Source organism: Gillisella terrae (assembly GCF_004801395.1).
GTDB lineage: Bacteria > Pseudomonadota > Alphaproteobacteria > Rhizobiales > Rhizobiaceae > Allorhizobium > Allorhizobium terrae.
Map to the genome: position 1 here is coordinate 121,356 of NZ_SSOA01000004.1, position 25,267 is coordinate 146,622.

The window sequence follows — 25,267 nt, forward strand, 5'->3', positions numbered from 1 at the left end:
CACTTTGCTTATCAAGAACAAAAGCGCTTCAAAATTTCGTCATTGGTCAATTTCGTCATTGAGTAATGGCCGCATGTCAAAACCAATCGATTGAGCGCCGCGCCACCAAGGTGCGCGGCGCTCAAAATTTTACTTGCTATCCATATAATGCTTGTCCGACACAGGCCGCACCAGCGCATTGGCAATCAGACCAATCACCAGCAGACCCGCCATGGCATACATGGTGGTGTTATAGACACTCGGCGTCGGATCCACCGTGCCAGCCGGTGCAATTTCCATCAACCGGCCAATGGTGACCGACTTGGCAGCAACCAGCTGATCGAGCTGATCAATGGTTGCACCAAATTTTTGCTGGAAGGCGGCAGGGTCAACCTTGGCAGCAAGAGCATGAATGGATTTGCTGATGGAAAGATCACGCAGTTGGGTAATCGCCAGAGGGCCCAGCACACCGGCCGTGCTCCATGCGGTCAGCAAGCGTCCGTGAATACCACCGACATATTTGGTGCCGAAAATATCGGCCAGATAGGCCGGAATGGCCGCAAAACCACCGCCGTACATGGTGAAGATGATCATGGTTGCGCCATAGAACATCACCAGCCACAGCACTGCCGGATGAACACCAACCTGCGTTGCCGAGTAAGGCACAGACAGATAGAGCGCTATACCGAGAATGAAGAAGACGAAATAGGTGTTTTTTCGCCCGATATAATCGGAAATCGACGCCCAGAAGAAACGACCAACCATGTTGAACACGGAAATCATGAACACATAGGTCGCCGCAAAGGTGGAATTGACCACCATTGGCAAGGTCGTGCCGAAAATTTCGGTCATCATGGTTTTGGCAACGCCAAGAACACCAATGCCAGCGGTAACATTAAAGCACAAAACAATCCACAGCAGGTAGAATTGCGGTGTCTTGAGGGCCTGATCAATATCCACGTGACGCTGGGTAATCATCCGCTTGGATGCGGTATCGGCGGTTGGTGGTGTCCAACCGGCTGGCAACCAGCCCTCGCGCGGAACACGGTAAGAGAAAGATGCAATGATCATCACGATGAAATAGGCGATGCCCAAGGTGAAGAAGGTCATGGCAGCACCCGTATTGCCGGTGCCAACCACATAGACGCCGGGCTCCAGTGCCACAGGAGCAGATGCAAGCTGCTTGGCAGACGCCACAACAACTTCAACCATCTGGCCGTTGACTTCAGCCATACGGCGGCCGCCTTCGGTAACCAGTTTGACGGCCGATTCAGCACCCAGATATTGCGGTGCGTGATAATAGAGGCCCAGCAGCCATTCCTTGATCGGCGTGGCCACCATGGCACCACCGCCAAAGCCCATAATGGCAAGGCCGGTTGCCATGCCGCGACGGTCCGGGAACCAGCGGATCAGGGTCGAAACCGGCGAGACATAGCCAAGGCCAAGACCACAGCCGCCCAACACGCCGTAGCCAAAATACAAAAGCCAGAGTTGGTGGGTTAAAATACCAACACCACCAATCAAAAAGCCACCGCCCCACAGGAAGGCGGCGGTAACACCCACCATGCGTGGGCCAACCTCTTCCAGCCATTTGCCGCCAAATGCAGCAGCAAGCCCCAGAAAAACGATGGCGACCGAAAAAATCCAGACAACGGATGGCAAGGCCCAGTCCATGGACGAGGCTGCCACCACACCATATTCTTTGGTAAGCGCTGGGTTAAAAATACTCCAGGCATAAACAGAACCGATGCACAGGTGAATGGCGATGGATGCCGGTGGCACCTTCCATCGGTTAAACCCCTCATCCGCAATGATATGTTGTTTTTTTAGTCGATCAAACATAAGCCTTGAACCCTCCTTGGAGCAAATATTGCCCGACACCTGCACATGCTGCTTCAATCAAAGCGGCTACCCCCAGATGGCGCCAGTGTTCCCCTGCTCATCCATCTGACAAAGATCATTTTACGTCTATCGTTGAAAATTCATAATCCAATGACAACGGCACACATTCGAGCCGTTGTTTGATGATAGGTTCAACCTGTCAAGCCAACAGACTGGTCCGATGCTTCAGGCCTTCGGATCAATGCTGCCGCCTCAATGACCAGTGGATCAAAACCCTCTGCGCCAGCATCAATCAACTCGAAAAACTGCCGCCGCATGCGCGGTTCCCAGAATTTGTTGATGTGCATGGCAATTCCAGCCAGACGCTCACCCTCAGGCTGCGACTTGAAAAACGTTGCAATCTGATTGGCCATACGAATGAGTTTCTCAGTGATATGATCATGCGACATGGCTTGATGATCCCCCGTTCAAAGTATCCGTGTTCAATTGGTCTGTTCTGGTAAAAATTTCAAAATCCTGACCACGGGCAATGCCAATCAAGGTCATGCCAGCCGTCTCGGCAACCCGAATGGCCAAGGCGGTGGGTGCGGAAATGGCAACCAGAACCGGGCAGCCCAGTGCTGCTGCCTTTTGCACCATTTCAACAGAAAGGCGGCTGGTGACCACCACCATCCCCTCATTGCCACGCCGCCCGGCCTGCATCACAGCGCCAACCAGCTTGTCCAAAGCGTTATGGCGGCCAACATCCTCACGGATCGCCAGCAGCCCCTCGCCGGGAATGTAAAAGCCCGCCCCATGCACCGCATGAGTGCTGCGGTTTAAAACCTGCGCGCGGCCAAGCGCCTCCATGGCATCGTGAACGTCAGCGGCGGTGAAGGAAAGCGACGACGCACCAACATCCGGCACGTCGCGCGTTGCCTGCTCGATTGATTCAATGCCGCACAGGCCGCAGCCAACCGGGCCAGCCATGCGGCGGCGTCTGGCTGTCAGGGCTTCGGCGCTGGCATCTTTCAGCGTCACCTGCACATCAATGCCATCACCCGCCTCCTCGGGCTCAATCGCAAGAACATCGTCACGATGGGTGATAATGCCCTCGGCCAATGAAAAGCCAATGGCAAAATCCTCCAGATCGGCCGGTGTCGCCATCATCACGGCATGGGTTGAGCCGCGATAGGAAAACGCAATCGGCACTTCCTCCGGCACAACCCGGCTGGCATCAACGGCAATCCCTTGGCGATATTGCAATTGCGGGACTGTGCGGGTGGTCTCAATCTTGATCATTGCACCCCCCGCCTCTTGGCCATGCATCACTCTGCCGCTTCCATTTTGCCCGCAATCCGGCGCGACTTCAGCGACAGCTCTTCGTAATCCCTCTGCCATTCGGTTGGACCGTTGGAAGGCGACACCTGCACTGCCGTGACCTTATATTCCGGGCAATTGGTGGCCCAGTCGGAAAAGTCGGTGGTGATCACATTGGCCTGCGTATCAGGGTGGTGGAAGGTGGTGTAAACCACGCCCGGTGCTACCCGATCGGTGATCAAGGCCCGCAAGGTGGTGTCGCCAGAGCGGCTGGCCAGCTTGATCCAGTCACCTTCCTTGATACCGCGCTGCTCGGCATCATGTGGATGGATTTCCAGCCGGTCTTCACCATGCCAGACAACATTGTCCGTGCGCCGTGTCTGAGCGCCAACATTATATTGCGACAGGATACGGCCCGTGGTGAGCAACAGCGGAAAGCGCGGACCGGTGCGCTCATCTGTTGCCACATATTCGGTGCGGATAAACTTACCCTTGCCGCGCACAAAGCCATCGGTGTGCATGATCGGCGATCCATGCGGATGCTTTTCATTGCAAGGCCATTGCACCGAACCGTTCTTTTCCAGATAGTCATAGGAGACACCGGCAAAGCTCGGCGTGGTCGCAGCAATTTCATCCATGATCTGCGATGGATGGGTGTAGTTCCAGTCAAGCCCCATGGCTTGCGCCATTTTCTGAGTCACTTCCCAATCGGCATAACCGTTCTTCGGCGTCATCACCTTGCGCACGCGGTTGATGCGGCGCTCGGCATTGGTAAACGTGCCGTCCTTCTCCAGAAAGGTGGAGCCGGGCAGAAACACATGGGCGTAATTGGCCGTCTCATTGAGGAAGAGGTCGTGCACAACCACACATTCCATAGCGGCCAAACCAGCAGAAACATGCTTGGTATCGGGGTCAGACTGAAGAATATCTTCACCCTGAACGTAAAGCCCCTTGAACGTGCCTTCAACGGCGGCATCCAGCATGTTGGGAATGCGCAAGCCCGGCTCTTTGTTGAGCGTCACGCCCCAGAGCTTTTCAAAGGTGTCGCGGGTGGCATCATCAGAAATATGGCGGTAGCCCGGCAGTTCGTGCGGGAACGAGCCCATATCGCACGAGCCCTGCACATTGTTTTGCCCACGCAGCGGGTTCACACCCACGCCCGGCCGGCCAATATTGCCGGTGACCATGGCCAGATTGGCAATCGCCATCACCGTCGTAGAGCCCTGGCTGTGCTCGGTAACACCCAGACCGTAATAGATCGCACCATTGCCGCCGGTGGCGTAGAGCCGTGCCGCGCCACGCAGATCTTCAGCTGGAACGCCGGTGAATTTTTCTGTCTCTTCCGGGCTGTGCTGCGGATCGGCCACGAAAGATGCCCAATCCTCAAACTCCGACCAGTCGCAACGCTCACGAATGAAGGCTTCATTGGCCAGCCCTTCAGTGACAATCACATGGGCAATGGCGGTCAGCACGGCCACATTGGTGCCTGGCTTCAGCGGCAGGTGGAACGAGGCTTCCACATGCGGCGTCTTCACCAGATCAATCCGGCGCGGATCAATCACGATCAGCTTGGCCCCCTTACGCAACCGCTTCTTGAGACGTGAGCCAAACACGGGATGGCCATCGGTCGGATTGGCACCAATCACCAGAACAACGTCAGAATGCTCAACACTGTCAAAGTCCTGTGTGCCTGCCGACGTACCAAAGGCTTGGCCCAGACCATAGCCGGTCGGCGAATGGCAAACGCGGGCGCAGGTATCGACATTGTTATTGCCAAAGCCAGCGCGGATCAGCTTTTGCACCAGAAATGTCTCTTCATTGGTGCAGCGGGATGAGGTGATGCCACCAATCGAATCACGACCGTATTGATATTGCAGCCGCTTGAACTCGGAGGCCACATGGGCAAAGGCCTCTTCCCAGCTGACTTCGCGCCATGGATCGCTGATCTTTTCGCGGATCATCGGGTTGAGAATGCGATCCTTGTGGCTTGCGTAACCATAGGCGAACCGACCCTTAACGCAGGAATGGCCGCGATTGGCCTTGCCGTCTTTCCACGGTACCATGCGCACCAGCTCTTCGCCGCGCATTTCTGCCTTGAACGAACAACCAACGCCACAATAAGCGCAAGTTGTCACAGCCGAATGCTCTGGCTGGCCAATCTCAATCACCGATTTTTCGGTCAAGGTCGCGGTCGGACAGGCCTGTACGCAAGCGCCGCAAGACACGCATTCCGACTCCAAAAATGCTTCATGCGCACCCGGCGAAACCCGGCTATCAAATCCGCGGCCTTCAATGGTCAGCGCAAATGTGCCCTGCACTTCTTCACAGGCCCGCACACAGCGTGAGCAGACAATGCATTTCGACGGATCATAGGTGAAGTAAGGATTGCTCTCGTCTTTTGGCATGTAGCGGGCGTTCATATCGCCGCCGCTGCGCGCCTTGACGTGGTTATCACCCTCATAGCCATACCGCACATCGCGAAGGCCGACGGCCCCTGCCATATCCTGCAATTCACAATCGCCATTGGCAGCACAGGTCAGACAGTCCAGCGGATGGTCGGAGATATAAAGCTCCATCACCCCTTTGCGGATCTGTTTCAGCCGTTCCGTCTGGGTGTGAACCACAAGACCGGGCGCGCAAGGCGTGGTGCAGGAGGCGGGGGTGCCGTTGCGACCCTCGACCTCCACCAGACAGAGCCGACAGGAGCCGAAAGCATCGACCATATCGGTGGCACACAGTTTGGGCACCTGAATGCCCGCCTCCATCGAGGCCCGCATGATCGAGGTGCCGGCTGGCACTGTCACTTCCCGGCCATCAATGGTCAACGTCACCATTTCGGTCGATGTCGAGGCCGGTGTGCCGTAGTCAATTTCATGGATCAAAGACATGGTCTTACTCCGCAGCTTCAACAACAGGTGTGGGCGCAAAATCTTCGGGGAAATGCGTCATCGCACTCATCACCGGATAGGGCGTAAAGCCGCCCAGCGCGCACAGCGAGCCAAATTTCATGGTGTTGCACAGGTCTTCCAACAGAGCCTTGTTTTTCTCTGGCTCAATCCCCTTGGCAATCCGATCCACCGTCTCCACCCCACGGGTGGAGCCAATGCGGCAAGGCGTGCATTTGCCACAGCTTTCGACGGCGCAGAATTCCATGGCAAAGCGGGCCTGATTGAGCATATCGACGCTATCATCAAACACGACAATCCCGGCATGGCCAATCAGACCACCAGCGGCGGTAAAGGCCTCGTAATCAAACACCGTGTCAAACAGCGATTGCGGGAAATAGGCCCCCAAAGGCCCGCCCACCTGCACCGCCTTCACCGGACGGCCCGAGATGGTACCGCCGCCAATATCATTCACCAGCTCGCCCAAGGTAAGGCCGAAAGCCGTTTCATACAGCCCGCCGTGCTTGAGATTTCCTGCCAACTGGATCGGAATGGTGCCGTGTGAGCGACCAACACCGAAATCGCGATAGAAATGCGCACCCCGATCCATGATCACCGGAATGGACGCCAGCGACATCACATTGTTGACCACGGTTGGCTTACCAAACAGGCCTTCGAGGGCTGGAAGCGGCGGCTTGGCGCGCACCACGCCGCGCTTGCCTTCTAAGCTGTTGAGCAGCGAGGTTTCTTCGCCGCAGACATAAGCGCCAGCGCCAGCCCGCACTTCCATATCGAATGCGTAAGCCGATCCCAACACAGAAGCACCCAGAATGCCTTCACGCCGGGCAATCTCAATGGCCTCCTGCATCACGGCAATGGCGTGCGGATATTCTGAGCGGGTATAGATATAGCCTTTGGTGGCCCCCACCGCGATGGCCGCAATGGCCATGCCCTCGATCAAGACAAAGGGGTCGCCTTCCATGATCATCCGGTCGGCAAAGGTGCCGCTATCGCCTTCATCGGCGTTGCAGACGATATATTTTTGGTCGGCCTTGGCGTCCGCCACAGTCTTCCATTTGATACCGGTTGGAAAACCAGCCCCGCCGCGACCGCGCAAGCCGCTGTCTGTCACCTGCTTGACAATATCGGAAGACGTCATGGCGATGGCTTTGGTAAGCCCGGTCAAACCTTGGTAGCGCCTATAGTCGTCCAGCGATAGCGGATCGGTAATGCCGCACCGCGAAAATGTCAGGCGGGTCTGGTTCTTCAGATAGGGAATTTCCTTGGTCAGCCCATGACAGAGCGGATGATCTGCGCCACTCAGAAAGCCAGCATCAAACAGACCGGCAACATCAGAGGGTTTAACGGGTCCGTAAGCGATACGACCATGCTCGGTACGCACCTCAACCAGCACCTCCAGCCACAACAAGCCACGGGAGCCGTTTCGAACGATATGAACATCGAGGTTGCGCGCCTTGGCTTCACGCTCAATGCTGGCCGCCACTCTATCAGCACCCACGGCAAGGGCTGCCGCATCACGCGGCACAAAAACAGTCACGCTCATCGGCTTGCCTCCGCAACAATGTCGCTCAGACAGTCTTCATCCAACCGCCCATAAAGCGCACCATCCAGCATGGCGGCAGGCGCCGATGCACAAAGACCAAGACAGAAAACTGGCTCCAGGGTCACCGCGCCGTCCGGCGTCGTTTCATGCCAGTCAATGCCCAGTTTGGCTTTGATTTTGTCCGCAAGAGGCTCGCAACCCATGGATTGGCAAGCCTCGGCCCGACAGAGCTTTAAAACATGTCGCCCGGAGGGATGATCGCGAAAATCATGATAGAAGGTCACAACGCCATGCACCTCGGCCCGTGACAGATTCAGCGCCTTGGCAATAATCTGCTTGGCGCTCTCGGGCACATAGCCAAACGCGGCCTGAATATCATGAAGGATCGGCAAAAGTGGACCTTCATCACTGCTATGCGCCGCAATGATATGCGAAATTCTCGCTGCCTCCTGCTCGGCAACCACATGAATATTCATCTCGGACCCTCCCGATCAGACTATTCTATCGTCGCTAAAATCAAAAAGGAAACCATCTGTTAACCTCCTTCAGAACGACGCCAGAACGCTGAAAACGCAATTTATCTAGATAGATTCTACCATGCATGGTGGTCCGCGATTGGGTCAATAAGGCGTTTTCGTTACGCGATAGAAAAAAACTATCAAAAGATATTCGCATTCGCGAGAGTGGCGGCCTCGTGCAAGAGCGCAGAGACCAAAGGTGTGTAGGGCTCGCGATGGGTGGCCACGAGACCGACCAGATGCTGCGTTTGCGGCTCTGTAATCGGAACCATCTGAATTTCTTCAGGAAAACCAAAAGACAATGCCACATTGCGCGGCATGATCGAGGCCCATTTGCCGGTGCGGATATGGGAGAAAAGCACAATCATCGAGTTGGATTCGAGCGTCGGTTTGGTTTCCACCCCTGCTTCCAACAGATGCTGATTGATGATGCGCCGGTTTTGCATGTCGGGTGTCAAAAGACACAGACGCAGGTCTGACACCTCCCGCCATGTCACCGACTCGCGATCGGCCAGCGGCGTTCCTGACGCAGCAATCAGATGATATTGCTCTTCATAAAGAGGCACAGAGGTGACACGGCCCAGGGGTTCATTATCCAGATAGGTAATGCCTGCATCGATTTCGAGATTTTCCAGCAGGCTGAGAACCTGCAACGAGTTGCGCGATAAAATCTGAAAGGTCACCGCCGGATGGCGCGCCTGAAAAGGCTCTGTAATCTTCTGCACCATGGCAAGGGCGGTGGGAATAACCGCAATTCTGATATGCCCGGCCAGACCTTTGCGCGCTGCGCGCATTTCATCGCGCATCGTGCGCGTATCGCCCACAATGCGCCGCGCCCACTCCAGCACCCGCTGCCCTTCCGGTGTCAGGCCTTGATAGCGTGAGGCGCGCTGCACCAGCACAACACCCAATTGATCTTCGAGCTGGCGAATGGCCGCTGACAAGGTGGGTTGGGAAATGCCGCATTCCTCAGCCGCCCGGCCAAAATGCTCGGCCTGGGCCAGGGCTATAAAAAATTCCAGCTTGTCAATCATGGTCCTCACCGGTCCCGTTCAATAAGCCTTGCTTATAGCATCAACGAGACAACCGCCTTCCCCTTTTTGCGCGCGGCATAACGGTAAAAAGGAAGGGATCTTATCTGCCTGGCAGCTTCGCGCGCCCCATCACGGCGTTATTTGTGCCACTTTGGGGGCGCAATACATGCGATAGAGCAGAGCAACGACATCTTGAACCAAAGGATTGGCGATAGAATAATAAATCTGACGCCCCTCGCGCCGGCTCGAAACCAGCCCATCCGCCCTTAATCGGGCCAGTTGCTGCGACACAATCGCTTGTTGGAGATGCAGCATCTCCTCCAACTCCCCAACGGTTTTTTCTCCTTTGCACAGGATGCACAAAATCAGCAGCCTGTTTTCATGCGAAAGGGCTTTGAGCAAAGCAACGGCATCGGTTGCCTGCTGCATGAAATCTGCCAAGGGCAGTGGCGCTCTTTCAGGGTCAGGCAAAGAAGAAATCATCTGTTCCAACTGTTCAATTTAACAACGATTGCCATTGAGAGAAAATATCTTTGAAATGAGGATTGGCATAAACAGTCCTTATATTGGAACCGACGACGCGAGTGCCTTTAGCATGGCCGCACTGTGATGAAGTGCGGCACTTTCTTCGTCGTTTAACTCAGGAATCAGATCCGTTAGAATGCCCTCCGCCCCAATAACCCGAGGCACGGAGGCCGCAACCTTGCTGACCCCAGCAATATCCTCTGTAACGCTGGAGACAGAGAGAATATCGCGCTGGTCGCGGGCAATGGCCTTGGTAATCCTCGCCAGTCCGGCCCCAATGCCGTAATAGGTCGAGCCCTTGCCGCCGATGATGCGTGCAGCCGCCCGGCGCACACCGTCGTCAATCTCCGTCCGCACCGAATCCGTCAAGGGCTTGCCGATCTGTGCAGCAAACGACATCAGCGGAACCGAACCGACGCAGGCGCAGGACCATGCCAAAACCTCACTATCCCCATGCTCACCCAACACATAGCCGTGTACCGACTGCGGCGAAATTGCCAGATGGCGCGCAAGAAGACTACGAAAGCGAGCCGTATCCAAAATGGTGCCCGATCCAATCACCTTTGATGGCGGCAGGCCAGAAATCCGTGTTGCGATATCTGTCATGATATCGACCGGGTTTGAGGCGATCAATAAAATGACATCCGGTGCCACAGCGAGGATCTGGGATACCACACTCCTAAACACCTCTGCATTGCGCGAAAGCAAATCCAGTCGGCTTTCTCCGGGTTTTTGGCTTACGCCAGCGGCAATAATCACCACCCCAGCCCCAGAAAGCGCCTCGTAATCACCGGCACGCACCACAGTCGTCGACACAAAGGGGACAGCGTGGGAAATATCTTCGGCCTGTGCAACGGCAAGTTCGTTATTGTAATCAACAAGAACAAGCTCCCGTGCAATGCCCTGCAATGCGATCGCATAGGCTGCGGAGCTGCCAACCATTCCCACGCCAACGATACCGATTTTCAAAATAACTCCCCCAAAATCCCACCTTCCGGCGCCGCTCCCTCAATCGGAACGGATTTGTGCAATTATGCTGTAGGACACGCGCAATGTTTAATATCAGGGCGTTGCGGCCCAGCTCGGCGCATTCTCCATGCGCAAACCAAAATAAATAGAACCCCGGCCATTACAGCCAGATGGGGAACTCCCTGCTTTAACAACCACATTATGGCTGGAGATTGACCACACAATGCACCGCTGTCAATCCACCCCTTTTCACCAATTTTGGTGGCGAATTGTCGCTTGGACTTAATGCCTCGGCGAGCCCAAAGTATGATGCCAGAAGCGGCTTGGGGCTCCACGCTCTTTGATCATGGTTTAAGTCCCTTCCAATTTCGGGGACTATGCAGCAGAGCCTTATCCAGATGCCACTCAATGGCGTTAAAACAAAAAAAGCGGCCTCACAGGGCCGCTTTCAATCAAGAGAGTCAAACAAGGATCAAGCAGGAATCAACACACCACCGAGGTGGGTCAACTCAGACAAAAACTGCTCGAGCTTCGTTCTGTGCTCGTGATGCTCTGCGTCGTCAAGTTCGGCTTTTGCAGCTTCAATGCGCTTGGCGAGTGTTTCGCGGTTCAACTCAGACAGTTGCACAGCGCTTTCAGCCAGCAATGTGCAGCCATCCGGCGTAATATCGGCAAAACCGCCGAAAACGACATATTTTACCACGTCGCCCGCTGCGCGCTTCACACTGACAACGCCCGGCTTAATTGTCGTCATGGTCGGTGCATGACGCGCCATAACGGTCATTTCGCCTTCGGTCGCCGGAATGACAACCTCGCTCACCAATTCCGAGATCAGCAAGCGCTCGGGCGAAACGAGTTCAAAATTGAAATTGTCGGCCATGACACTTCACTTTTTTTCAGAGTTTGTCAGGGAAAAGTGGACGCCGGTTTTCCCGGAAAGACAAACTCAAACAAAACAATCTAGCGTTTCTCAGGCCAACTGAACCTGACACAGTCTAGAACGGAGAACGGGAACACGACGAACGCCGTGTTCCCTTTGATCCATGGATCAGGCGGCAGCCAGTTTCTTGGCCTTTTCGATGGCTTCGTCCATCGAACCAACCATGTAGAAGGCAGCTTCTGGCAAGTGGTCGTACTCGCCGTTTACCAAGCCCTTGAAGCCCTTGATCGTGTCTTCCAGCGAAACCAGCTTCCCCGGCGAACCGGTGAAGATTTCAGCAACGTGGAAAGGCTGCGACAGGAAGCGCTCAACCTTACGAGCGCGCGCAACGGTAACCTTGTCTTCTTCCGACAGTTCGTCCATGCCGAGGATGGCGATGATGTCCTGAAGGGACTTGTAGCGCTGCAAGGTCGACTGAACCTTACGAGCCACTTCGTAATGCTCTTCACCAACAATCATTGGGTCAAGCATACGCGATGTGGAATCGAGCGGGTCAACAGCAGGGTAGATACCCTTTTCAGCGATCGAGCGCGACAGAACGGTCGTTGCATCCAAGTGGGCAAACGAGGTTGCAGGAGCCGGGTCGGTCAAGTCGTCGGCGGGAACGTAAATGGCCTGAACAGAGGTAATCGAACCCTTGTTCGTGGTGGTGATGCGTTCCTGAAGAGCACCCATGTCGGTTGCAAGCGTTGGCTGATAACCAACAGCCGAAGGAATACGACCCAAGAGAGCCGACACTTCGGAACCAGCCTGCGTGAAGCGGAAGATGTTGTCCACGAAGAACAGAACGTCCTGGCCCTTGTCGCGGAAGTCTTCCGCAATGGTCAGACCGGTCAAGGCCACGCGGGCACGCGCACCTGGAGGCTCATTCATCTGGCCGTAAACAAGCGCGCACTTGGAACCGGCAGCAGAACCGCCGTTTTCATGCGGGTCTACGTTCACCTTGGATTCGATCATTTCGTGGTAAAGGTCGTTACCTTCGCGGGTACGCTCACCCACACCGGCAAACACCGAATAACCACCGTGAGCCTTGGCCACGTTGTTGATCAATTCCATGATCAAAACGGTCTTGCCAACGCCAGCGCCGCCGAACAGGCCGATCTTACCGCCCTTGGCGTAAGGAGCCAAAAGGTCAACAACCTTGATGCCAGTAACCAGAATTTCGGATTCTGTTGACTGCTCAACATAGTCCGGAGCGGGCTGGTGGATAGCGCGACGGGCTTCTGTGCCGACTGGGCCAAGCTCGTCAACCGGCTCACCGATGACGTTCAGGATACGGCCGAGCGTTTCGTCGCCAACGGGCACGGAAATCGGAGCGCCGGTATCGGACACCGACTGACCACGAACCAGACCTTCGGTCGAGTCCATAGCAATCGTGCGCACGACATTTTCGCCGAGGTGCTGAGCAACTTCAAGCACCAGGCGGTTGCCGCCGTTGTCTGTTTCCAGCGCATTCAGGATCGGAGGCAAAACGCCATCGAACTTCACGTCGACGACAGCGCCGATGACCTGCGTCACCTTGCCAGCTGCGGGAGATGTCTGGGTCGCTGCCCTAGCCATATTCATACCCTCTTTTTCTTCAAGCTCAGAGCGCTTCTGCGCCCGCAATGATTTCGATGAGTTCGGTGGTGATCTTCGCCTGACGCTGGCGGTTATAGCTCAGCGTCAATTTGTTGATCATGTCACCGGCGTTGCGCGTCGCATTATCCATCGCGCTCATCTTGGCACCCATTTCGCCCGCAACATTCTCAAGGAGAGCGCGGAAAATCTGGACCGAAATGTTGCGCGGAATGAGATCCGTCAGGATCGCACCGGCATCAGGCTCGTATTCATACACCGCAGAGCCTTCAACATTGGCAGAATTATCGCCAGCCGATGCCGGGATAAGCTGCTGTGCTGTTGGAACCTGGCTGATGACCGACTTGAATTCAGAGTAGAACAACGTGCAAACGTCGAACTCACCCTTGTCGAACATGGCAATGATCTTGCGACCAATTGTATCGGCATTTTCAAAGCCAACACGCTTGACGTCGCGCAGTTCGGTGCGCTCGACAATCAGCGATCCGAATTCACGGCGCAGGCTGTCGAAACCCTTTTTGCCAACGCAGTAGATTTTAACCGTCTTGCCTTTGGCAAGCAGGCTGCGTGCGTGGTCACGGGCAAAACGGGCGATCTGCGAGTTGAAACCACCGCAAAGACCGCGCTCAGCTGTGCAGACGACGAGCAGATGCACGTCGTCCTTGCCAGTGCCCGTCATCAGCTTCGGTGCGTCGCCATCGCTGCCAACCGCTTGCGCGATATTGGCGAGAACAACCCCCATCCGCTCCGAATAAGGCCGTGCGGCCTCTGCCGCCTCCTGGGCACGACGCAGCTTCGCCGCGGCGACCATTTTCATCGCTTTGGTGATTTTCTGCGTCGCCTTAACGGAGGCGATCCGGTTTTTCAGATCCTTAAGTGAAGGCATCCGTTAATCCGTCCTTGGCTCGAGTCCGATTAGGCAAAAGACTTGGCGAAGCTATCCAGTGCAGCTTTCAACTTGCCCTTGATGTCGTCGCTGATCGCCTTTTCTTTGCGGATCGCTTCGAGAATGGTGCCTTCTGCCCGCAGATTGGACAACAGACCCTGCTCGAATTTACCCACATCGCTGACAGCCAGCTTGTCGAGATAGCCATTCACACCTGCGAAGATCACAGCAACCTGCTCTTCGGTCTTCAAAGGCGAAAACTGTGGCTGCTTCAGAAGTTCCGTCAAGCGTGCACCACGGTTCAGCAAACGCTGGGTGGCGGCATCGAGGTCAGAACCGAACTGGGCAAACGCTGCCATTTCACGATACTGGGCAAGCTCACCCTTGATCGAACCAGCAACCTGCTTCATGGCCTTGATCTGAGCGGCAGAACCAACGCGCGAAACCGACAGACCAACGTTCACAGCCGGACGAATGCCCTGATAGAACAGGTCGGTTTCGAGGAAGATCTGGCCGTCGGTGATCGAGATCACGTTGGTCGGAATAAAGGCCGAAACGTCGTTACCTTGCGTTTCAATAACTGGCAGAGCGGTCAACGAACCAGCGCCACGCTCGTCAGAGAGCTTGGCAGCGCGCTCGAGAAGACGCGAATGCAGATAGAAAACGTCGCCAGGATAGGCTTCGCGGCCCGGAGGACGACGCAGCAACAGCGACATCTGACGGTAAGCAACAGCCTGCTTGGACAAGTCGTCGTAAGCGATCAGGGCGTGCTGGCCCTTGTCGCGGAAATATTCGCCCATCGCGCAACCGGCGAACGGTGCGAGATACTGCATTGGAGCAGGATCAGAAGCCGTTGCGGCGATAACGATCGAGTACTTCAGAGCGCCACGCTCTTCCAGAACCTTCACGAACTGGGCAACTGTCGAGCGCTTCTGGCCAATCGCCACGTAAACGCAGAACAGCTTGTCGTTATCAGCGCCAGCATCATGAGCAGGCTTCTGATTGAGGAAGGTGTCGAGAATGATCGCGGTCTTGCCGGTCTGGCGGTCACCGATGACCAATTCGCGCTGGCCGCGGCCAACCGGGATCAGAGCATCGATGGCCTTGAGGCCGGTCGACATAGGCTCATGAACGCCCTTACGTGGAATAATGCCAGGAGCCTTAACGTCAACGCGCGAACGCTGCGCAGCATTGATTGGGCCCTTGCCGTCGATTGGATTGCCAAGGGCGTCAACAACGCGACCGAGCAATTCAGGACCAACAGGAACTTCAACGATAGCGCCGGTCCGCTTGACGGTGTCGCCTTCCTTGATGTCGCGGTCGGAGCCGAAGATAACCACACCGACGTTGTCGGATTCGAGGTTCAGCGCCATGCCCCGGATGCCACCGGGGAACTCGACCATTTCACCAGCCTGAACATTGTCCAGACCGTAAACGCGAGCAATACCGTCACCGACGGAAAGCACCTGACCGACTTCGGAAACTTCAGCGTCTTGACCAAAGTTTTTGATTTGATTTTTCAGAATTGCGGAAATTTCCGCGGCGCGGATGTCCATCAGCCAACCTCTTTCAGTGCAAGCTTAAGGGTGGAAAGTTTGGTGCGAAGGGACGTATCAATCTGGCGGGAGCCGACCTTCACGATCAAACCACCCAAGAGAGAAGAATCAACCGTCACATTGAGTGTGACAGTCTTTCCGGTGACGCCCTTCAGCGCCTCCTTCAGTTCAGTTTCCTGCGCTGAGGACAGCGCATGAGCAGTTACAACCTCGGCAGTCAATTCGCCACGGTGGCGTGCAGCAATTTCACCAAAAGCGGCGATCATGCCCGGCACTGCAAACAACCGGCGATTTGAAGCAACAACCTTGAGAAAATTGCCAGCAAGCGTTCCGATTTTCGCCTGCGCGCAGAGGGCTTCAACAGCCGACGTCTGCTCGTCTGACGTAAAAATCGGGCTCGAAACGAGCCGCTTCAGATCATCGCTCTCTGCGATCATCGCCTTGAACCGGTCGAGATCGGCAGCGACGGCATCAACCGAACCAGCCTCAAGCGCCAGGTCAAAAAGAGACGAGGCGTAGCGCTCGGCAACTCCAGAAATCCGCTGGGATGTGTCTGCCACGGGCACAAATTTCCCTGATTAGGATCCCACCCGATCAAGCGCACAATTGCGGGCATGACCAAGTTGAAATCGTTTAAGTTTTCCCCCGGAAACACAGACCTTGCGGCCCGCGTTATCCAAAATTCGCGGTTCGTCTAGCATAGGATACCCAGACTCGCAACACGGGTATTAACGGAATACGCGCCAAGGGCAACCCGCTTTTGACGTTTTTGTGATCTGAAATGCGAAAATATCAGCATCCGCCTCTGAACGCTGACGCCAATTGCATCAAAACAGACCAAAGACATACGTAAGAGGCATGGCGACAAGGGCAAGAACAACAACCATGAAGAGTATGTTGCGAAATGTTGCACCATGGTCTTGAAGCATGGACAGGGCCAAGCCGAAAAAGCCGATGCCAAATGTTGCCCCAATCGCAATATAGACCCAGACCTGAGCCAGAAGAATGGCGCTGAGCCCAAGGCCCAGCATCATACCGCCCAGGAAGCGCAGCAGGCCCATGCCTTCAAAGCGATCCTCGCGCTGGACAAGGCCGAAAAAGCGCATGGTAAGCCCCGGCGCAAACATGATGACAAAGCCCAGAAGGGCAGCCAGGCTGGCCCCGGCGAAAGCCAATTGCTCGCCAAACTCGGCAGGAAAATAGAACTGCATATCGACCTCGGATCAGCGGAAATGATTCGGCGTGTTATGGCATGAAGTCGTGATGGATAAAATAAGCTGTACCGCAGTTCATCGGTGAAAGGGAAAGAGCCATGAAGTCCGTATTTCCCGCGTTATGGGGCATCAGCCTGCTGTTGTCTTGTCAGGCCAGCGCTGCGGAACAGGCCAAAGCACTGGCAAGTCCGTGGGATGGCTCCATAGCGCAGACCACGGTTTCCAACCGCCCATGTGCCGCCTTGCCTGCCCTTTCGCAAGGCGTGACGGCGTCAGGCTATTATACCGATAAAAACCATTCGATCATCGATCAGGAGCGTCTCCACCGCTATAAAGCAGCAACACAGTCAATCTATGATACAGCCACAATCATCACCCGGCTGGCAGATCGCTATCAGCAAGAGGGAGATCTTGGCGCTGCCGCTTGCGCTGCCGCAGACCTTGCCACTTTGGCCAAAGCCAACAGCCTGACCGGCACCATGCAGGGCAATCAGGCCAGTTACGTTCAGGGCTGGGTGCTGGGTGCCTTTTCCATCGCATGGCTGAAAATCAGGAGCGATTCGCAAATTGAACCGCGAAACCGCAGCACCATCACCCACTGGCTCGCCACAATGGCAATGCAGAACCGACGCTATTATGATCAACGTCCAAAGGCCGAGGATGCGCGCAACAATCATCGCTATTGGGCGGGCCTTGCCATGTCTGCGGCAGGCATTGCGGCCAATCGCCGCGATCTGTTTGATTGGGGTGTGGACAGTGCACGCATCGGCCTTCGTCAGGTTACCCCGGATGGCAGCCTGCCGCTGGAAATGGGCCGGCGGGCCAAAGCCCTGCACTATCATCTTTTTGCAGTCACTCCTCTGGTAATCACCGCCGAGCTGGCAAAGGCCAATGGCATTGATCTCTATCAGGACAATGATGGCGCTTTGAAGCGCCTTGCCAGATTTGCGCTCAATGGCATCACCGACCCAAGTCCGTTTGTGAAGGCGGCTGGCGTCGCGCAGGAACCCATCACCCTTGCGGGTGGCACAGTGGGCTGGCTGATACCCTACCAGCACCGTTTTCCGGCACCAGAGCAACAAGCCATGCTGGATAAAATGTCATCGAAAACCATGCTTTACTTTGGCGGATTGCCGCCGCGCTGAATGGTTTTACAGAAAACTCTGCGGATCAACATCCACCTGGACCTGAATAGACCGCACGGGCTTTGGCCCCCGCTCCAGCATGGTGCGCACAAAAGCCTGCATATCGCTGGTCTTTCGGCCATGAATCAGCAGCCGAAAACGATGCCGACCACGAATCAGCGCCAAGGGCGCTTCGGCTGGGCCTAAAATGGCAATGCCGGTGACAGAGGGAGCCGCCATGCGCAATTGCCGGGCATGGGTTTCGGCATCAATGCGGTTGTCTGCCGAGACAATCATCGACACCAACCGCCCATAGGGCGGCAGCACCGCCCGTTCACGCTCGGTGATTTCCCGCTCGTAAAAGGCGCTGGCATCGCCAGAGACAATGGCCATCATCACTGGATGTTGCGGCTGATAGGTCTGCAACAGGCCATGGCTTTTCAAACCGGTGCGCCCGGCCCGGCCCGTCACCTGACTGAGCAATTGAAAAGTCCGCTCGGCAGCGCGCGGATCGCCATTGGCCAGGCCAATATCGGCATCGACAATGCCCACCAGCGTCATCAGCGGAAAATTATGGCCCTTGGCCACCAATTGGGTGCCAATGATGATATCGGCCTCGCCCTTGGCAATGGCCTCGAGCTCCAGCCGTAGCCGCTTCACGCCCCCCATATCGGAGGAGAGCACCAGCGTGCGGGCCTCGGGAAAATGCTTTTCCACCTCTTCTGCAATGCGCTCCACGCCCGGCCCGCAAGCCACAAGATGATCAAGCGTGCCGCATTCCGGGCAGGCCTGCGGCGTCGGCTCATTATAGCCGCATTGATGGCACTGAATCTGACCACGAAAGCGGTGTTCAACCAACCAACTTGAACATTGCGGACATTGAAAGCGATGGCCACAAACCCGGCAAAGGGTCAACGGCGCATAACCGCGCCGATTGAGAAACAGCAAGGATTGCTCTTTCTTTTCAAGAGTCTTCGCCATGGCCCTGAGCATCAATGGCGAGAGAAAGCCGCCCTTTTCCGGCGGATGCCTGCGCATATCAATCAGGTGCAGATCGGGCATGGCCGCATCGGCAAAGCGGGTGGGCAGATGGATGCGCTTGTAGCGGCCCGAATAGCTGTTGACCTGACTTTCCACCGAGGGCGTGGCCGAGACCAGCACCACCGGAATTTTGGCGATATGGGCCCGCACCACGGCCATGTCGCGGGCATTGTAAAACACCCGGTCTTCCTGCTTGAAGGCCGGATCATGCTCTTCATCAACAATGATCAGCCCCAAATCTTCAAAGGGCAAAAACAGCGCTGAGCGCGCTCCCGCCACCACCCGAATGTCGCCAGTGGCTGTCTGTCGCCAGACTTTTTCGCGGGTTCTGGTGGCGAGATCCGAGTGCCACTCGCCGGGTTTTGCGCCAAAGCGATCCTGAAAACGCTCCAGAAAGGCGGTGGTCAGGGCAATTTCCGGCAAGAGAATCAGCACCTGACGCCCCTGTTTGAGCGTCTCGGCAATGGCTTCAAAATAGACTTCGGTTTTGCCAGAGCCGGTGACGCCATCAATCAAGGATACAGAAAAGCCTCCGGCTTTGATATCATCAACGATGACCTCGGCGGCATCTTCCTGCGGCCCCGCCAGCCGGTGTGCGGCATAGTCGGGGTCCGGCTTGGCCACCAAAGGCGGCGGCGGCAAAAACACCGTCTCAAACACGCCTTGCTTGACCAGACCATCGATAACCGAGCTGGACACGCCCGCCGCATGGGCTAGGCCGCTTTTGGTCCACGATAGTCCATCGCCCGCCAGTGCCAGCACTTTTTGGCGGGCGGGCGTTAATTTATCCGGCTCATGACCACTCACGCGCAGGCCTTCAATCATCGGCTCGGGATCAAAGGCGGCAGGCGTGCGCAACGCCATGCGGGCCACCAGCCCCGGCGGCGACAAGGTATAGGCCGCCACCCAATCAATAAAGCGGCGCATGGCCTCATCCAGCGGCGGGCAATCGAACAGCTTTTCAATCGGGCGCAGTTTGGAGGCCTCAACCTTGCCACCATCTTCGCCATCCCAAACAACACCAATGACTTTGCGCGGCCCCAACGGCACCTGCACGATCGAGCCGGGCACCACAGCCATGCCCGCTGGCACGCCATAGCTATACGGCCCGGGCGCGGGCATAGGCACCAGCACAGGCACGGTGCGGGTCGCGGGCTCCGCTTTGGAAAGCGGCCCAAACAGGTCAGACAATTCAGAGCTCATCGCGGCGGACAATGCCCCCAAAGGCCAAAAAATGAAACAGGAAATTGACAAATGCCGGACAGGGCAAGGACATAACAGGGAAAGGACATGGCCATCGCGCGTGAGAGAAGCCACGCCTGCATCTTTTGCACTCCTTCAGCATTTGGCAGCAAATGTTAAGCATTCCCTAACAGCTATCAGGCAATTTGACAGGATGACTGACCAAGCAAAGGGTTGCTTCCGTGAACGAGTTCTTGGTGATTGCCGCACCTGACCTGATGAGTGAGCGACAAAGCTGGCTTGCCAACCTCGCTCAGGAAAAGCGTTTTTCAGAAAACACCCTGACCGCTTATGAACGCGACACCCGGCAGTTCTTGAGTTTTCTCACCGGCTATTTTGGTGGCCCGCCGTCTATAAAGGATATTGAGGCGTTAAAGCCCTCTGATCTGCGCGCCTTTCTGGCATCGCGCCGCAAAGACGGCTCCGGTGCACGTTCGCTTGGCCGCCATCTGGCTGGCATTCGCTCACTGCTGCGGTTTCTGGAGCGCAAAGGGCTGGTCAACGCTGCGGGGGCTGGTGCCATTCGCTCGCCGAAGCAGCCCAAATCACTGCCCAAGCCGCTCAGCGCCAAGCAGGCGCTGGAAGTGGTCCATGCCGATACACAAATGAATGAAGAACCGTGGATCGCCGCCCGCGATGCCGCCGTGCTCTCGCTGCTTTATGGCTGCGGGTTGCGCATTTCTGAAGCGCTGAATCTGCTGCCCGGCGACTTTGGCAGTGACACCACCACGCTGCGTATCACCGGTAAAGGCAATAAAACCCGGCTGGTGCCGCTTTTGCCGGCTGTGCGCGAAGCCGTTGAGGCCTATCAAAAGCTCTGCCCCTATCACCTTGATCCCTCAGAGCCGCTGTTTCGCGGTGCGCGCGGTGGAAAATTGCAACAGGGGATTATTCAGCGCGAGATGCAACGCTTGCGCTCCGCCCTCGGCCTGCCGGAAACCGCCACCCCGCATGCGCTTCGCCACTCCTTTGCCACCCACCTCCTCAGCGGCGGCGGCGACTTGCGCACCATTCAGGAATTGCTGGGTCACGCCAGCCTCTCAACCACGCAAGTGTACACCGGCATTGATTCGGTCCGCCTGATGGATATCTATGATCGTGCCCATCCCCGGGCATAACTGGTCTGTTTGCCGATCTGGAAACTGTGCATGATGAAGCCCTTTAAACGCGCCTACCCCACAACACGCAAAGGTCAATGGATCGCAGCCATGCGCAATACCTTGAGCATGATCCTTGCGTTGGGACTGGCGTTGCTTTTCTCGTCTGCCACGACCCAGGCCCAGACGCCTTCCGATCACGCTTGCACTGGCAAAAACCTGCTGCCAGAGCTGCAACAGCGCGATCCACAGGCCTATGCGAAGGTTGCAGCAGAAGCTGCCAAGACGCCCAATGGTCAGGCGATTTTCTGGAAAATTGAAAAGCCCGGTCTCAAGCCGTCCTATCTGCTTGGCACCATGCATGTAACCGATCCGCGCGTGCTGACCATGCCCGATGGTGCGCAAACGGCTGCGAATGCGGCGGCGACAATCATCGTCGAATCGGATGAGGTGCTGGACGATAAAAAGGCGGCAATTGCGCTGATGGCCAAGCCTGAGCTTTCGATGTTTACCGATGGCTCAACCATCACAAGCCATCTGACGCCTGAACAGGTGAAGACCTTGGAAGCGGGGCTGAAAAAACGGGGACTGGCCTTAGCGGCCGTGAACCGCATGAAGCCGTGGATCATTGCCAGTTTTGTGGCCCTGCCAGCCTGCGAGCTGGCGCGAAAGGCCGAAGGGGTTTCTTTTCTCGATAAACGGATTGCCCAAGACGCCGCAAAGGCGGGCAAGCGCGTGATGGGGCTGGAAACCTATGCCGAGCAGCTTGCCGCCCTCAATGACCTGCCCATGGCTTTTCACCTCAAGTCATTGATCGAAACATTGCAGCTTGGCGACAGGATGAACGACGTCAATGAGACCATGATCGATCTTTACCTTAAGGGAGATATTGGTGCGATTGTGCCCATGCTTGAGGCTGTCTCTCCTGAACCGTCCTCCACCAAAGACCCGGACTACGCAGCGTTTGAGCAACGGATCGTTCTCGACCGCAACAAGATCATGGCAGCGCGCGCCGCGCCAACCCTCAATCAAGGCAACGTGTTTATGGCCGTAGGTGCCCTTCACCTGCCGGGAAAAGCTGGCCTTGTCGCGCTCTTGCGCCAGCAAGGCTTCACCGTCACCGCAATGCCGTAAACGGCGGGGCAAACCCTCTCGCCGAATATAAAGCAAGATAGGTTTACACCCCGCGCGTCATACGCGCCAAAACATTGGTTTTCCAATAAAACTGGTGCACCAGCGCGCCAAGAATATGCGCGACAATCAAGGCCCAGAGCAGGACTTTCAAAGGTCCGCCGTGCAGTTCACCAAGCGTGTCATTGCCAAAGTAATATTTGGCAATGCCGGTCACCGGCATCAGAATAAAAAGAGCATACAATGTCCAGTGCGCAATTTTTGCGCCCAGCTTCATAAGAGCTGGTTCTTCCGACGGTGCCTCGGGTGCGCCCTGCACCAGCCTGACGACCAGCCTGACCAGACAGAGCAGCAAAATGGCAATGCCGACATAGGCGTGGATATTGGCGGAGCTGACGTCATCGGGCGTAATCGTTTCGCCGCGGCGCATCAGCCGGTTCCAATGCTCCATGCCATCCGAAAAGATCAGATTGAAGAAAATCAACGCTGCCATCAGCCAATGCAAGGCTCGTTGCAGGATGGAATAGCTGGTTACCGAATTTGAAGCCATAATTCTTACCTTTTATCAAAAGCATACAGAAACACTGGCCTCATGATAAAAGCCGTGGCTTGAAGTACAAGCCACGGCTTTCAATGTTACGAAAATATAATACTTGTCGATTTCTCTCTTCTTTGCAGAAGAGAAAAGATCACATGTGTATTGGCTTTGCGAAAGTTGCCAGTGCCGCTTCCTTCACGGCTTCCGACATGGTCGGATGGGCGTGGCAGGTACGGCCCAGATCTTCGGAAGAGCCGCCAAATTCCATCAGAACGGCTGCTTCGTGGATCATTTCGCCAGCACCGAAGCCGATGATGTGAACGCCGAGAACGCGGTCTGTTTCCTTGTCAGCCAGAACCTTGACGAAACCGTCGGTGGCCTGCATGGCGCGGGCGCGGCCATTGGCGGTGAAGGGGAACTTGCCAGCCTTATAGGCAACGCCCGCGGCCTTCAGTTCTTCCTCGGTCTTGCCAACAGAGGCCACTTCCGGCTGGGTGTAAACCACACCCGGAATGACATCGTAATTCACATGGCCGTGCTGACCGGAGAGAATTTCGGCCAGAGCCACGCCTTCATCTTCAGCCTTATGGGCCAGCATTGGACCCTTGACCACATCGCCGATGGCATAAATGCCAGCCACATTGGTCTGGAAGTGGTTGTCGATTTCCACGCGGCCACGGTTGTCGAGGGCAACGCCAACAGCTTCAAGGCCAAGGCCTGTGGTGTATGGCTTGCGGCCTGTGGCCACCAGCACAACATCGGCTTCCAGAGTGGTGGCTTCGCCGCCCTTGGCAGGCTCGAATGTCACCTTGGCCCCAGTGCCAGACTTCTCAACGGCGGTAACCTTGGCACCGAGGTTGAATTCCATGCCCTGCTTGACCAGCATGCGCTGGAACTGCTTGGACACTTCGCCGTCCATGCCGCCCAAAATCGTATCAAGATATTCAACCACTGTGACCTTGGCACCCAGACGCGCCCAGACCGAGCCAAGCTCAAGGCCGATCACGCCGCCGCCAACCACGATCATCTTGCCCGGCACCTTGTCCAGCGCGATACCGCCGGTGGACGACACAATGATCTTCTCATCAATATCAACAGCAACGCCGGGAATGCCAGCCACATCCGAGCCAGTAGCGATCACGATGTTCTTGGTTTCCAGAACCTGCTCTTCGCCCTTGTCATTGGTGACAGAGACCTTGCCAGCAGCCACGATCTTGCCGGTGCCAATCACACCATCAATCTTGTTCTTCTTGAACAGGAAGGACACGCCTTCAACATTGGCCTTCACGGTGGCATCCTTATGGGCCATCATCTTGGGCAGGTTCAGCGTTGGCGCGCCAACATCCACACCCAGATCAGCCATGCCATGGGCGGCCTGATGGAACATTTCGGAGGCATGCAGCAGCGCCTTGGAGGGGATGCAGCCGACGTTGAGGCAAGTGCCGCCGTAAGTGGCGCGCTTTTCAACCACAGCCACCTTCATGCCAAGCTGAGCGGCCTTGATTGCACAGACATAACCGCCGGGGCCGCTACCAATGACAACAAGATCATACGCCATTTTTCATTCCTTTATATCAAACGTTATGCCACCCATCGCGGTGGGTTTCAGGCAAAGCACAAAACGAGGGGCGCAAAGCGCCCCGGATTAACTGGCCTTCTCGGTCGCAAGTTTCAGACCCAGCACGATGAAGACAGCGCCACTGACGCGGTCGATCCATTGGCTGGCCCTTGAGAAAGCCGCACGCATCTTTGGCGTCGTCATGAACAGGCTGACGCCAACAAACCACAGGATCAGGCAGCTTGCCATCACCAGACCATAGCCAAACTTAACGGAAATCGGCGTGTGAATGCTGACCACCGTGGAGAAGATCGACAGGAAGAAAAACACCGCCTTCGGGTTCAGCGCATTGGCAGCAAAGCCAAGAAAAAAGGCTTTCGACACGGATTGCTGCTTGCGATCGCGAACATCAGCGGTCGGCTGCGCAGTCAGGTCGGATTTCCCGGCCCGCAGCGCTTTCACGCCTATATAGAGCAGGTAAGCAACGCCACACCATTTGACGATGTTAAACAGATAGATCGATTGAGATATAATCAGACCAAGACCCAGAATGGTGTAGGTGACATGAAACATCAGCGCTGTGCCGATGCCAAAACTGGTGATGATTGCCTCGCGTCGGCCATGGATCAGCGATTGGCGCATCACCATAGCGAGATCCGCGCCTGGCGACACAATGGCAAAAACAAAAATTGCCATCAGGGATGCGAGTTCAAACAGATAGGGATGCATCGACGGTCCTCGTTCAGC

General features: G+C 56.0%; 21 protein-coding genes and 1 pseudogene. 3 read left to right on the forward strand and 19 right to left on the reverse strand.

From position 1 onward, the window contains the following. Positions 1-129: 129 nt before the first annotated feature. The 15 genes and pseudogenes from E6C51_RS20155 to E6C51_RS10140 form a co-directional block, all read right to left on the reverse strand. Positions 130-1,821 (reverse strand): OFA family MFS transporter, encoded by a 1,692-nt coding sequence (locus E6C51_RS20155; protein ID WP_190235851.1) that lies wholly within the window; start codon positions 1,819-1,821, stop codon positions 130-132. Between the two features lie 191 nt (positions 1,822-2,012). After that, positions 2,013-2,270 carry a formate dehydrogenase subunit delta gene (locus E6C51_RS10075; RefSeq protein WP_190235852.1) on the reverse strand — a complete coding sequence of 86 codons (258 nt, stop codon included), beginning with the start codon at positions 2,268-2,270 and terminating at the stop codon, positions 2,013-2,015. Further along, the gene (gene fdhD / locus E6C51_RS10080; RefSeq protein WP_407920798.1) at positions 2,260-3,099 is read right to left on the reverse strand and encodes a formate dehydrogenase accessory sulfurtransferase FdhD; all 840 of its coding nucleotides are present in this window, start codon (positions 3,097-3,099) and stop codon (positions 2,260-2,262) included. Before fdhD ends, E6C51_RS10075 begins: the two co-directional genes overlap by 11 nt. Positions 3,100-3,128: 29 nt before the next feature. Continuing rightward, on the reverse strand, positions 3,129-6,008 hold the full coding sequence (gene fdhF, locus E6C51_RS10085) for a formate dehydrogenase subunit alpha (protein ID WP_190235854.1): 2,880 nt from the start codon (positions 6,006-6,008) through the stop codon (positions 3,129-3,131). A gap of 4 nt (positions 6,009-6,012) precedes the next feature. Then, positions 6,013-7,569 (reverse strand): formate dehydrogenase beta subunit, encoded by a 1,557-nt coding sequence (locus tag E6C51_RS10090; protein ID WP_190235855.1) that lies wholly within the window; start codon positions 7,567-7,569, stop codon positions 6,013-6,015. Beyond that, the gene (locus tag E6C51_RS10095; protein ID WP_190235856.1) at positions 7,566-8,045 is read right to left on the reverse strand and encodes a formate dehydrogenase subunit gamma; all 480 of its coding nucleotides are present in this window, start codon (positions 8,043-8,045) and stop codon (positions 7,566-7,568) included. The genes E6C51_RS10090 and E6C51_RS10095 overlap by 4 nt, the downstream gene beginning before the upstream one ends. A 154-nt stretch (positions 8,046-8,199) precedes the next feature. Then, positions 8,200-9,121, reverse strand: a pseudogene (locus E6C51_RS10100) (LysR family transcriptional regulator); the annotation flags it as partial. A 129-nt stretch (positions 9,122-9,250) separates the two neighbouring features. Next, complete coding sequence (locus E6C51_RS10105) at positions 9,251-9,604, reverse strand: ArsR/SmtB family transcription factor (RefSeq protein WP_190236024.1); 354 nt, start codon at positions 9,602-9,604, stop codon at positions 9,251-9,253. A 78-nt stretch (positions 9,605-9,682) separates the two neighbouring features. After that, the gene (locus E6C51_RS10110; RefSeq protein WP_190235857.1) at positions 9,683-10,615 is read right to left on the reverse strand and encodes an L-lactate dehydrogenase; all 933 of its coding nucleotides are present in this window, start codon (positions 10,613-10,615) and stop codon (positions 9,683-9,685) included. A 472-nt stretch (positions 10,616-11,087) separates the two neighbouring features. Beyond that, entirely contained in the window at positions 11,088-11,495 is a 408-nt protein-coding gene (locus tag E6C51_RS10115) for a F0F1 ATP synthase subunit epsilon (protein WP_146934555.1), read from the reverse strand. A gap of 168 nt (positions 11,496-11,663) precedes the next feature. Beyond that, positions 11,664-13,115 (reverse strand): F0F1 ATP synthase subunit beta, encoded by a 1,452-nt coding sequence (gene atpD / locus E6C51_RS10120; protein ID WP_146934552.1) that lies wholly within the window; start codon positions 13,113-13,115, stop codon positions 11,664-11,666. A gap of 25 nt (positions 13,116-13,140) precedes the next feature. Continuing rightward, positions 13,141-14,019 carry a F0F1 ATP synthase subunit gamma gene (locus E6C51_RS10125; RefSeq protein WP_146934549.1) on the reverse strand — a complete coding sequence of 293 codons (879 nt, stop codon included), beginning with the start codon at positions 14,017-14,019 and terminating at the stop codon, positions 13,141-13,143. Between the two features lie 29 nt (positions 14,020-14,048). Beyond that, on the reverse strand, positions 14,049-15,575 hold the full coding sequence (atpA, locus tag E6C51_RS10130) for a F0F1 ATP synthase subunit alpha (RefSeq protein WP_146934546.1): 1,527 nt from the start codon (positions 15,573-15,575) through the stop codon (positions 14,049-14,051). Next, positions 15,575-16,141 (reverse strand): F0F1 ATP synthase subunit delta, encoded by a 567-nt coding sequence (locus E6C51_RS10135; protein WP_146934543.1) that lies wholly within the window; start codon positions 16,139-16,141, stop codon positions 15,575-15,577. The genes atpA and E6C51_RS10135 overlap by 1 nt, the downstream gene beginning before the upstream one ends. A 261-nt stretch (positions 16,142-16,402) precedes the next feature. Then, positions 16,403-16,786: an AGROH133_08824 family phage infection protein gene (locus E6C51_RS10140; RefSeq protein ID WP_190235858.1), complete on the reverse strand. Its 384-nt coding sequence runs from the start codon at positions 16,784-16,786 to the stop codon at positions 16,403-16,405. Between the two features lie 101 nt (positions 16,787-16,887). Between E6C51_RS10140 and E6C51_RS10145 the strand changes: the two genes are divergently transcribed. Continuing rightward, positions 16,888-17,934, forward strand: a complete 1,047-nt coding sequence (locus E6C51_RS10145; RefSeq protein ID WP_190235859.1) for an alginate lyase family protein — start codon at positions 16,888-16,890, stop codon at positions 17,932-17,934. Positions 17,935-17,940: 6 nt separating this feature from the next. Here the strand turns inward: E6C51_RS10145 and E6C51_RS10150 are convergent, their stop codons facing one another. Then, positions 17,941-20,157, reverse strand: coding sequence for a primosomal protein N' (locus E6C51_RS10150; protein WP_190235860.1), 2,217 nt, complete (start codon positions 20,155-20,157; stop codon positions 17,941-17,943). Positions 20,158-20,378: 221 nt separating this feature from the next. Between E6C51_RS10150 and E6C51_RS10155 the strand changes: the two genes are divergently transcribed. Together E6C51_RS10155 and E6C51_RS10160 are read left to right on the forward strand one after the other, a co-directional pair. Next, complete coding sequence (locus E6C51_RS10155; protein WP_146934532.1) at positions 20,379-21,314, forward strand: tyrosine recombinase XerC; 936 nt, start codon at positions 20,379-20,381, stop codon at positions 21,312-21,314. A gap of 30 nt (positions 21,315-21,344) precedes the next feature. Beyond that, the gene (locus E6C51_RS10160; RefSeq protein ID WP_230987186.1) at positions 21,345-22,427 is read left to right on the forward strand and encodes a TraB/GumN family protein; all 1,083 of its coding nucleotides are present in this window, start codon (positions 21,345-21,347) and stop codon (positions 22,425-22,427) included. 43 nt (positions 22,428-22,470) lie between these two features. Here E6C51_RS10160 and E6C51_RS10165 read toward each other — a convergent pair whose 3' ends face one another. The 3 genes from E6C51_RS10165 to E6C51_RS10175 form a co-directional block, all read right to left on the reverse strand. Next, a complete protein-coding gene (locus E6C51_RS10165; RefSeq protein ID WP_190235861.1) occupies positions 22,471-22,974 on the reverse strand; it encodes a cytochrome b in 504 nt (167 codons plus the stop codon). 139 nt (positions 22,975-23,113) lie between these two features. Then, entirely contained in the window at positions 23,114-24,520 is a 1,407-nt protein-coding gene (gene lpdA / locus E6C51_RS10170) for a dihydrolipoyl dehydrogenase (RefSeq protein ID WP_146934527.1), read from the reverse strand. 87 nt (positions 24,521-24,607) lie between these two features. Beyond that, positions 24,608-25,249 (reverse strand): LysE family transporter, encoded by a 642-nt coding sequence (locus E6C51_RS10175; RefSeq protein ID WP_190235862.1) that lies wholly within the window; start codon positions 25,247-25,249, stop codon positions 24,608-24,610. Positions 25,250-25,267 lie beyond the last annotated feature (18 nt).